This window comes from Dactylosporangium sp. NPDC000521, from assembly GCF_042898305.1.
GTDB lineage: Bacteria > Actinomycetota > Actinomycetes > Mycobacteriales > Micromonosporaceae > Dactylosporangium.
Map to the genome: position 1 here is coordinate 780,223 of NZ_JBIAYW010000004.1, position 9,486 is coordinate 789,708.

12 protein-coding genes are annotated in these 9,486 nt (G+C 68.8%); 6 read left to right on the plus strand and 6 right to left on the minus strand.

Features of this window, described 5'->3' with window-relative positions:
- Positions 1–2 precede the first annotated feature (2 nt).
- The 4 genes from ACFY3L_RS17890 (at position 3) to ACFY3L_RS17905 (ending at position 2,107) form a co-directional block, all read left to right on the plus strand.
- Entirely contained in the window at positions 3–479 is a 477-nt protein-coding gene (locus tag ACFY3L_RS17890; RefSeq protein ID WP_389324512.1) for a hypothetical protein, read from the plus strand.
- A 219-nt stretch (positions 480–698) separates the two neighbouring features.
- A complete protein-coding gene (locus ACFY3L_RS17895) occupies positions 699–1,091 on the plus strand; it encodes a hypothetical protein (RefSeq protein ID WP_389324515.1) in 393 nt (130 codons plus the stop codon).
- A gap of 120 nt (positions 1,092–1,211) precedes the next feature.
- Positions 1,212–1,565 (plus strand): helix-turn-helix transcriptional regulator, encoded by a 354-nt coding sequence (locus tag ACFY3L_RS17900; protein ID WP_389324517.1) that lies wholly within the window; start codon positions 1,212–1,214, stop codon positions 1,563–1,565.
- On the plus strand, positions 1,562–2,107 hold the full coding sequence (locus ACFY3L_RS17905) for a hypothetical protein (protein ID WP_389324520.1): 546 nt from the start codon (positions 1,562–1,564) through the stop codon (positions 2,105–2,107). The genes ACFY3L_RS17900 and ACFY3L_RS17905 overlap by 4 nt, the downstream gene beginning before the upstream one ends.
- Before the next feature lie 286 nt (positions 2,108–2,393).
- Here ACFY3L_RS17905 and ACFY3L_RS17910 read toward each other — a convergent pair whose 3' ends face one another.
- Both ACFY3L_RS17910 and ACFY3L_RS17915 read right to left on the minus strand, forming a co-directional pair.
- Entirely contained in the window at positions 2,394–2,756 is a 363-nt protein-coding gene (locus ACFY3L_RS17910; protein WP_389324523.1) for a hypothetical protein, read from the minus strand.
- Between the two features lie 295 nt (positions 2,757–3,051).
- On the minus strand, positions 3,052–4,263 hold the full coding sequence (locus ACFY3L_RS17915) for a helix-turn-helix domain-containing protein (RefSeq protein WP_389324596.1): 1,212 nt from the start codon (positions 4,261–4,263) through the stop codon (positions 3,052–3,054).
- 420 nt (positions 4,264–4,683) lie between these two features.
- Between ACFY3L_RS17915 and ACFY3L_RS17920 the strand changes: the two genes are divergently transcribed.
- Both ACFY3L_RS17920 and ACFY3L_RS17925 read left to right on the plus strand, forming a co-directional pair.
- Positions 4,684–4,860, plus strand: coding sequence for a hypothetical protein (locus ACFY3L_RS17920; RefSeq protein ID WP_389324525.1), 177 nt, complete (start codon positions 4,684–4,686; stop codon positions 4,858–4,860).
- 73 nt (positions 4,861–4,933) lie between these two features.
- Positions 4,934–6,385 (plus strand): cellulase family glycosylhydrolase, encoded by a 1,452-nt coding sequence (locus ACFY3L_RS17925; protein WP_389324528.1) that lies wholly within the window; start codon positions 4,934–4,936, stop codon positions 6,383–6,385.
- A 43-nt stretch (positions 6,386–6,428) separates the two neighbouring features.
- On the opposite strand, the gene ACFY3L_RS17930 is transcribed toward ACFY3L_RS17925, so the two are convergent.
- Genes ACFY3L_RS17930 through ACFY3L_RS17945 form a run of 4 tightly spaced genes read right to left on the minus strand, consistent with a single transcriptional unit; the run spans position 6,429 to position 9,333 of the window.
- Positions 6,429–6,743 (minus strand): hypothetical protein, encoded by a 315-nt coding sequence (locus ACFY3L_RS17930; protein ID WP_389324531.1) that lies wholly within the window; start codon positions 6,741–6,743, stop codon positions 6,429–6,431.
- A 21-nt stretch (positions 6,744–6,764) separates the two neighbouring features.
- On the minus strand, positions 6,765–7,661 hold the full coding sequence (locus tag ACFY3L_RS17935; RefSeq protein ID WP_389324534.1) for an ROK family protein: 897 nt from the start codon (positions 7,659–7,661) through the stop codon (positions 6,765–6,767).
- A complete protein-coding gene (locus ACFY3L_RS17940) occupies positions 7,658–8,473 on the minus strand; it encodes a carbohydrate ABC transporter permease (RefSeq protein WP_389324537.1) in 816 nt (271 codons plus the stop codon). Before ACFY3L_RS17940 ends, ACFY3L_RS17935 begins: the two co-directional genes overlap by 4 nt.
- Entirely contained in the window at positions 8,470–9,333 is an 864-nt protein-coding gene (locus ACFY3L_RS17945) for a carbohydrate ABC transporter permease (protein ID WP_389324540.1), read from the minus strand. Before ACFY3L_RS17945 ends, ACFY3L_RS17940 begins: the two co-directional genes overlap by 4 nt.
- Positions 9,334–9,486: the final 153 nt, after the last annotated feature.

Here is a 9,486-nt window from a genome sequence, read left to right on the forward strand (position 1 = left end):
GCGTGGACCCGGCGGTCGTCACCGGCCTGATTGCCGCCGGCGCGGGCCTGGTTGCCGGCGGCGGGGTCGCGGTGCCGATCGTGACCCACGTCCTTTCGCGCCGCCAGCGCACCGCCCAGGAGGCGCAGACGGCAGCGCAGACCAAGCAGTTGGAAGCGCAGACGGCATTGCTGAGGCAGGACATCTACCAGCAGCTGACCTCGGACCTGCGCGCCGAGTTGGAGCGGGTGCAGCTGTCGCTCCGCGCGACGTCGCAGGAGGCGGAGCAGCTCCGTACCCGCGTTGTCGACCTCGAGTCTCGGGTTGCCCAGCTGACCCGCGCAGAGGCGCAGGCCTCGCAGGAGCTGGAGCGTGTGCAGCGCGAGCGTGACCAGCTCCGCGCCGAGCTTGCTGCCAGGGATGCCACGATCGCCGAGCTGCGGCAGCAGATCACGGATCTCAGGGTCCAGGCGGCGTTGATTCAGCCGCCGGCTCACTGACCCATCGCACGGGGAAGACGCCGACGCGTGCCTCGTGGACGGGGTCGCCGGCGGTGACGTGGTCTGGCTGCTTCGTGCACCGGACCGGGATGTCGCCGCTTGCGGTCGGGGTCAGCTTCGTGGCGGCGCAGGTGATCTCCATGCGCCGCATCGTACACACGTTCGAACGCCTGACCAGCAGGTTCGGCGTGATTCCACCCTGACGCCCGAGGAGGGCACGTGAAGAAGTTCCTGCAGAAGTACGGCAAGGCGATCGCCGCGGCGATCGCGGCCGGCCTGATGGTGCTCGCCTCGGCCGTCACCGACAACCACGTCGACGCCGACGAGGGGATCAGCATCGCGATCGCCGTAACCACCGCGGTGAGCGTGTGGCTAGTGCCGCAGCTGCCGTCCTCGGCCAGCGCGAAGACGGGCGTGGCCATGGTGCTGGCCGTGCTGCAGGTCGCCGCGGCGGCCGTCGTGGACGGCATGTCGGGCGCCGACTGGGTGAACTTGGCCATCGCCGCGCTGGGCGTCCTGGGCGTGCTGAAGTCGCCGACGCAGTCCGTCGGCGACGACCTGGTGCCGCGCTCCGCGGCCGCGATGAGCCGCGGCGGATACGGCAAGTTCTGACCGGCAAACACCCTCGACACGAACGCGGTCCGGCCGCCCTGCGCGGGGACGGCCGGGCTCTTACGTCTGCCAAGGTGGACAACTTGCGCGCCAGAGTTCTGGCTAGGTAGAGTTCTGGTCATGAGCTCCATGCCACGTATCACCCCGCAGACCGAGGCGGTGATCCGCGTCCTGCTCCAGCACCCCACGAGGGCCCAGTACGGACGCGCCATCGCCGACGAAGCGGGCCTTGCCAGCGGCACGATCCACCCGATCCTTGCCCGCTTGGAGCAGGCCCGCCTGATCGAGAGCCATTGGGAGTCCGACGAGGAGTCCGCCGCCGAGCCGGGGCGCCCGCGCAGGCGGTACTACAGGTTTACGGAGGACGGCGCCGAGCGCGCACGACTGGCACTCGCGGAGGCCTACGCTAGGAGGAAGCGACTGAATGCCACGCTTCTATCGCCCCACGCAAATCCGCAAGGGACTGCCTCGTGAGCACATTGGCCGTCATTACGGCATCCGCGTCCGCCCTCACGAGTGCCGCCGGACTGCTCGCTGCGATTGCCGCATGGAAATCCCGGAAGCATGCACAGGAGATCCAGAGACGCGAGCGCCTGCAGAGGGACGTACTAACCCTCATAGGGAGGATGAATATCAGCCCTGGCGACACGGTAACCGTCAGCAACGAAACATTCACAAATGCTCTAAGAATTCTAGACTCCTTTGTCAAGAAGAATCCTGGCACTCCCTTCGCCTTACGGGTGGTCGTGCGCGTCAGATTGCTTTTCGCTGCCTCAACGGGTGTCCGGTGGCAAATTTCGATCAGCGGCGGAACCACACGACTGCTGTCGCTCCTACTTCCCGAGGCGGGACGGGAGCAGTACCTCACGGGCTGGGAAGAAGAGATCTATGAGGATCGGATCGCAGGGAAGTCGCGGATTCGCCGCGCTGCAACGGTCGTCAGGATCGCCTTGAATGCTCCCCGCCTGGCGCTGACCCTACGACGCACGGATTCCGCGATGGAGTGGCTTCGTTGAGGGCGCGTCAACCACAGCCCTGGGGGGAGGTGATCGCGTGGGCCTTCCAGAAGAAGCAGGAAGGACGGCCCGGTATGCCATTGCGAGTGGCGTCCGAACCGTCCTGCTGTGCCTCCTGTTGCTGTTCGCAGCAGCCGCAGGGGCGGTGTTCCTGTACATCTACGTGGTAATTCTGCCCGACCTCGTCGAGGTCAAAGCCCTTCTAGTCTAGCGCGAGATGCAAGATCTGGAGCGGCCCGGCTGCCCCTCGGGGTGGCCGGGCCGCGTTTCTGCGTTCAGGGGCCGATCAGGTCCAGGCGATCTCACGTCGGGCGTGCCGCCGGATCTGCTCTGCGTGGTAGCGCATCACCGCCGCAGCCTGGTCAATCGCGCCGGCGGCAACCTCGCCGTCGCCGACCTCGTGGTTGATCTGGACGACGGTCTCACCGTCAGCCAGTTCGAGGGAGACGACACCGTCGTCGTCCTGCACTGGCTGGGCAACGAGGTGCTGCGCGGACAGCTCCGCGGTGATCGTCTCGGGCTCACCGCGAAGGTTCGGACCCGCAGGTAGCGGCGCCAGGGTGCGCTGCAGGCGAACGTTGTGCATCCAGATCATGGCGTAGGCGCCCAGCACGCCACCGATGACCAGTCCGATGATGAGATCGCGCATGTGCGCCTCCGGGGCCGGGTCGACGCGGGCGGGCGTGGCTCGCAGCCGCGGTCGCAGTCGCAGGACCACGTCCATGCCCGCCCACGTCGACGTGGGCGGCATGACACCGGCGGCCAGGGCAGCACCGGCGCCATGCCCGATTGAGGGCGTGGCGGCCGGCCTGCGGCACAGAAACGGCCGCCACGCGTCTATGACGCGGCGGCTCACAGGACCTGTCCGACCTGCGGGTACCGCGTCAGAGAGTGACGCTAGGGGCACCCGCAATCATCAATGGGTACAGTTTGTACCCCCTACGTCAGGCGGGCAGTCCGATCCGCAGTCCAAGGTCGCGGGCCGCTGGCGAAGCTGAGCGGTCCGTCATCGAGTCGAGAACGATGCTCCGGGCGTAGGCGTTGAACCGGGCTGTCTCCGGTGCGGCTGCGAACGACTGGTCCAGCGTGGCAACAGCGGTCCGCTTGTCGCGCCGAAGGTGGTGTGCGCGGGCGACCTCGATGAGGTGTCGGGCCCGACGCGGCCGCGACGGAATGTCGGCTGCCTCGGTGCGGCGAGCGTGGCGCAGGGCCTCGCCGGGCTGGCGGAGCTCGACGGCGATGGTGACGCCGTGCGCGCCCATGATGACGCGGGAGAACGACGTCCAGGGCTGATAGTGCTTCGGCGGCAGTCGATCGGCGACGCGCTGGGCTTCGTCCCACCGGCGCCATGCCACGCCGGCGTCGCCAGTGCGGGCCGCGGTGAACGCGGCTTCGAACTGGAGGGCACCGTAGAGCGACAGCAGCTCGTCGTCGGCGTTGTCCAGGTGCCGTTCCACGAACGCCAAGCCGTCGAGGTTCACCGCCATTGCCGCGTCCCACTCGCCGGAGTCTCGGTGCGCCTGCGCGTGGGCCCATGTGGCGCCGGCGATCGCGTACGGCGACTCCGCCTCCTGCGCGGCGAGCATGGCTCGCTCTGCCGATCGCCACAGCAGGCCGGCGGCTGGCAGCTGGTAGGCGAGGAACATCTGGGCCAGCACGTGCACCTCGCACAGGAGGGCGAGGGCCTGGCGGCGGAGGTCGCCGTCGTATGCGCGGGCGGCGAGCTGGGCGTCTTGGATGAGGGACGGCAGGAGGCCGGCGAGGACGGTGCGGTGGTCCGGCGATGCGTGCCGGGCTCGCCACGCGACGGCCAGCTGTGCGCGGAGGTTCTCGATGGTGGGCGGCTCGGCGCCGACGGCCGGCCAGCGGTTCATCGCGTCGCGGACGGCGTCGAGGCCACTGTGGCCCGGCCCGGCAAGGACCTCAGCGGGCGGCGCGTCGTGGTCGAGGAAGGCGCCGACCGGCACGCCCACGGCGGCCGCCAGCCGGTTCAGCATCGGCAGCCGGGGTGGTAGCAGGCTGCCGTTCTCGATCTTCTTGACCCATTCGTCACTGCGTCCGACGAGGCCACCGACGACGGCCCGCGTTTTCCCAGCGCGTTGGCGAGCGGCTTTGAGGCGTTGCCCAAAGGGCAGGTCGGGTAGGTGCGCAGGCATGTTCACGGGACCCCCAGGGACAGCTAGGGTGCGGGCCGCCGCCTGTCCGCAGCGGCCCGCCGTGGGTCCAGCGTAGCTGCTGGATCGCACGGGTGGGTGGGCGTCGTCGATGTCTGGCGCGTCGTCCGATCGGACAGTTTCTTTACGATGGCCTGCCGGAATCAACCTTTCGGCCACCTGGCCGCATCGACGTTGATCCGTATGGGCCACTACCTGTTGTAGTGAGGCAAGCATGAGATGTCCTCGCGAGTCCAGATCTCACCACGGATCGTGATCGACGTATCACAGTCGAACGTATGTTCCAATTCGTCGAACGGGCCGATCATTCGTGGCCGAACGTCGGGTGTAGCCCAGCTCACAGGGCGCGAAAGAGTGGCCACTTGCCTGCGGCAGGGCATCGGGGAAGCTGGAGGTACAACCGTGGGAACCAAGATCCACCCGCACCTGGTTGCGGGCGTGGGGATCAGCATCGTGCTCGCCGGCGTTGTCGGCGTTCTGGCCGGCCAGACGCTGGCCCATAGGAACACCATCCGACGAGACGCGTTCGCGGCTGGCTACGCCGCCTACGCCCGCGAGCAGGCCCGCCGCCTGGACTGATCCGCCCGGTGCAGGGCCGGCACCCGCATAGCCGGCCCTGCATCATCCTGCAACTAAATGTTGGACGACTCCGGTGATCCGCGGCTGGTACAAGGACTGGATCAGCCACGTACTGAACCGCACCAACAGCCTCACCGGCGTCAAGTACAAGGACGACCCCACCATCATGGCGTGGGAGCTCGTCAACGAGCCCCGCTGCGTCGGCTCCGGCGTCTACCCGCGCTCTGCGACGTGCACCGACGCGACGGTCACCGCGTGGGCCGCCGACATCAGCGCCCACCTCGACGCCGCCGACCGCAGGCACCTCATCAGCCCCGGCGACGAGGGTTTCCTGTGTACCGACAGGGCGAGCACCGACTTCACGCTCAACTGCGCCGACGGCGTCGACTCGGCGGCCCTCGCCGCCCTGCCGGCGGTCGACTTCATGTCCTTCCACCTGTACCCGGACCACTGGAAGAAGGACCCGTCGTGGGGCAGCGGCTGGATCACCACCCACGCCCGGCTCGCCGACCGGCTGCGCAAGCCCGTGATGCTCGGTGAGTTCGGTCTGCTGGACAAGGCGTCCCGCAACGTCGTCTACAAGCAGTGGACCGACGCCGCCGTCGGCGCGCGCCTCGACGGGTTCCTGTACTGGATCCTCTCCGGCGTGCAGGACGACGGCACCGACTACCCCGACTACGACGGCTTCACCGTCTACTGCCCCAGCCCGGTCTGCACCACCGTCGCCAACGCCGGCGACGAGCTGCGCCACGGCCGGCGTTCCCGCCCGCCGGTCGCCGACCACGACACCGCGCAGACGCTGCGCGACGACCCGGTGACGCTCGCCCCGGCCGCGAACGACGTCGCCTACCGCACCAGGGTCAAGGCCGCCACCATCGACCTGAACCCGTCCGTCGCCGGCCAGCAGACCACGGTGACCGTGCCCGGCGGCTCGTTCGGCCTGGACGCGAAGACCGGCGTCGTCACGTTCACGCCCGCCGCCGGTTTCGTCGGGCGGGTGGCCGCGCCCTACACCGTCCGCGACGAGGCGGGCCGCACCTCCAACGTCGCGGAGCTGCGGGTCACGGTGAAGCACCGCCCCGGCGACGCGCTGGTCCTGGCGTCCTTCGAGTCGGGCACCGAGGGCTGGGCTTCGGCGAGCTGGCAGTCCGGCGCCGGCACGGTGGCGCGGACGACCGAGTTCCACCCCGAGGGCTCCGCCGGCCTGCGGGTCACCACCGCCGACGGCGGCTGGTTCGGCGTCGCCGGCCTGACGGGTGTCGACCTGTCCGGCAAGTCCGTCCTGCGGTACGAGCTGCGCACCACCACGGGCACCTCCTACAGCATCGCCCTGCAGACTGGCGACGCCTACACCTGGTGCCAGTCGACCTGGGGCTACGCCGGCGCGGGCACCACCACGACCGTCGAGGCCGACCTGGCCACCGCCATGTCCTGCGACGCGGCGGCCCTGGCCGACGTGCGGGCCGTCTACGTCTGGCTCGACGGCAACGGCACGCACGACATCGACCACCTCCGCGCCCAGTAGACAGCGTCCGGCAGCAGCATCCAGTGACAGCGGCAGGCCACCGTCAGTTGTGGACGGTGGCCTGCCTCGAGGTCCGCTTCCAGCCGTCGGTGCCCCAGATGATGCGGTCGCCCCACCAGGAGCGGTTGTTGACGTTGAAGTCGTACACCATGTCCAGGTACTCCGCGCCGCCGCCGTTGCCGGACCACGACCAGGCCGGCCAGCCGGTCCCGCGGTAGTCGGCGTGATTGACGATCGCGTCCTCGTCGACCGGGCCGTCGGAGTGCCAGTGGCCGAACTCCCCGACGATGAGCGGCAGCCCCGCGTTCACGTTGAGCCAGTCGTGGCGGAGAGTGGCAGCGCTGGCGGGCGTTGCCATCTCAATGGAGCACTGAACGGATTACGTTGCAACCGATCGCTGATACTCGTGCTCGGCGAGGCCGAGCGCGCCGAGCACGCCGGAGAGGCCGCCCAGGTCCGGCGGGACGATGTAGGTGGACAGGTCTGCGGTGGCGGGGACGGCGGCGAGCGCCTTGCCGAGCCGGTCGGCGGTGGCGGCGCGGACGGCGTCGAGGAGACCTGGGATGTTCAGGACGCCCCCGCCGACGACGATGCGGTGGGGCATCAGCAGGTACAGGATGGACGTCATGAGCTGCGAGAGGTAGTGCGCCTCGAGCGCCACCGTCCGGGAGCGCAGCGGGCCGAGGTCGTGGGCGGGGCGGCCGGCACGGCGGGCGATGGCCGGGCCACTGGCGAGGCCTTCGACGCAGTCGCCGTGGAAGGGGCACGTGCCGGCGAAGTCGTCGTCCGGGTGGCGCTGGACGTGCAGGTGGCCCATCTCGGGGTGCAGGAGGCCGTGCAGCGGCCGGCCGTCGACGACGGCGCCGCCGCCGATGCCCGTGCCGACGGTCACGTAGACGACGGTGCCCTGGCCGCGGCCCGCGCCCCAGCGGTGTTCGCCGTAGGCGGCGCCGTTGACGTCGGTGTCCAGCGCCACCGGGACGCCGAGCCCGCGCCGCAGCGCGCCCACCAGGTCGGTGCCGCCCCAGCCGGGCTTCGGCGTGGTGGTGATCCGGCCCGAGGCGAGGTCGAGCGGGCCGAACGAGGCGACGCCCAGTGCGGCGATGTCGTGGCCGGCGGCGCGCTGGGCACGGAAGTAGGCGATAACCCGGTCGAGGGTCTCGCCCGGCGAGGTCGTCGGGATGGTGGTGCGGTCCACGACCGCGTCGGGGCCGACGCCGACCGCGCACACGACCTTCGTGCCGCCGGCCTCCACCCCGCCGAAGATGACGCTCATTTGCCGGCTCCCGCGGTGAAACCGTTGTAGATGAAGCGCTGCAGGGCGAGAAATGCGATGAGCGTTGGAATGATGACGAGGATGACGCCCGCGGAGATGACCTCCCACTGCGCCCCGAACGGCCCCTTGAAGCGGTAGAGCGACGTGGAGATGACCCCGAGCTCCTGCGACGGCATGTACAGGAAGGGGATGTAGAACTCGTTGTACATGGCGATGCCCTTGATGATGACGACGGTGGCGATCGCGGGCTTCAGCAGCGGCAGGATGATCTTCCAGTAGATGCCGAACGCGGAGGCGCCCTCCATCGCCGCGGCCTCGTCGAGCTCGCGCGGCACGCCGCGCAGGAACTGCTGGAAGATGTAGATGGAGATGATGTCGGTGCCGAGGAAGAGCACGATCGCCGACCAGCGGCTGTCGTAGAGGTCGAGCGCGTCCACGACCTTGAACGTGGCGACCTGCGTGGTCACGCCGGGCACGAGGGTGGCGAGCAGGAAGAGCGCGACGACCAGCCCGCGGAGGCGGAACCGGAAGCGGTCGATGGCGTAGGCGGCCATCGATCCGATGAGGACCGTGCCGGCGAGCGAGACCGCCATGATGATGGACGTGTTCACGAAGCCGCGGAGCATGTGCCCCTTGGTGAAGGCCGTGACGTAGTTGTCGAAGTTGAGCCAGTCGCCCGGCGGGTCGAAGGGGCCGCTGTTGAGGTACTCGGTGTTGGTCTTCAGCGACGCCATGACCAGCACGACGGGCGGCAGCAGCACCACCAGGCACGCACCGGTCAGCGACAGGTACTTCAGCACACGGGCGATCACGAGAGGTCCACCTTCTCGTCGGGTGCGATGCGGCGCTGCAGCCACGTCACCAGCAGGATGATCAGCAGCAGGACGACCGCCATCGCCGAGGCGAGGCCGAGCTTGTAGTACTTGAAGGCCATGTTCACGGTCTGGATGACGAAGGTCTCGCTGTCGTTGGCGCCGCCGGTCATGATGAACGGGATCTCGAACACCGACAGCGAGCCGGAGATCGCGAGGATGAACGACAGGCCGACGATCGGCCGGATGCCCGGCAGGATGATGTGCAGGAACTGGTCCCAGCGGTTCGCGCCGTCCAGCTCGGCCGCCTCGTACAGGTGCGCGGGGATCGACTGGATGGCGCCGAGGAACAGCACGAAGTTGAGGCCCAGGTAGCGCCAGACCGAGGTGCCGGCGAGCGAGTAGTTGACCACCTCGGGGTCGCCGAGCCACTGCTGGGTCGCGCCGCCGAGGCCGACCGCGGACATCGCCGAGTCGAGGGTGCCGCCGGGCTGGAAGAAGAACAGGAAGATCATGCCGATGGCGACGCCGTTGATGAGGTACGGGAAGAACAGCACGCCCTTGAACAGGTTCCGGAAGCGGGTGCTGAAGCTCAGGATCGTGGCGAAATACAACGCGAGCAGGATTTGCACCACGGACGCGCCGATGTAGTACAGGCTGACCTTGAGCACCCCGAAGAGCTCCGGCCGGGTGGCGATCTCGACGTAGTTGTCGAATCCGACGAAGTCCCGGCTGGGGCTCAGCCCGTCCCAGGACGTGACGCTGTAGCCGAACATGTTCACCACCGGGATGTACGTGAACACGATCAGGAACGTCAGCGGCGCAACGAGAAACACGTAGGGAGTCAGCTTCCGGCCCACGTCTCACCTTTCGAGGACAGCGGCGTGGGGCCCCGGGCGGGGCCGCCCCCCCCCGCCCCCCCCCCTTTTTTTTTCCCCGGGGGGTGGCCCCCTAGTTGTGAAGGGGGCGCATATATTCTACATAGTCAACATCATAGCCCCCCCGGGCCCCGC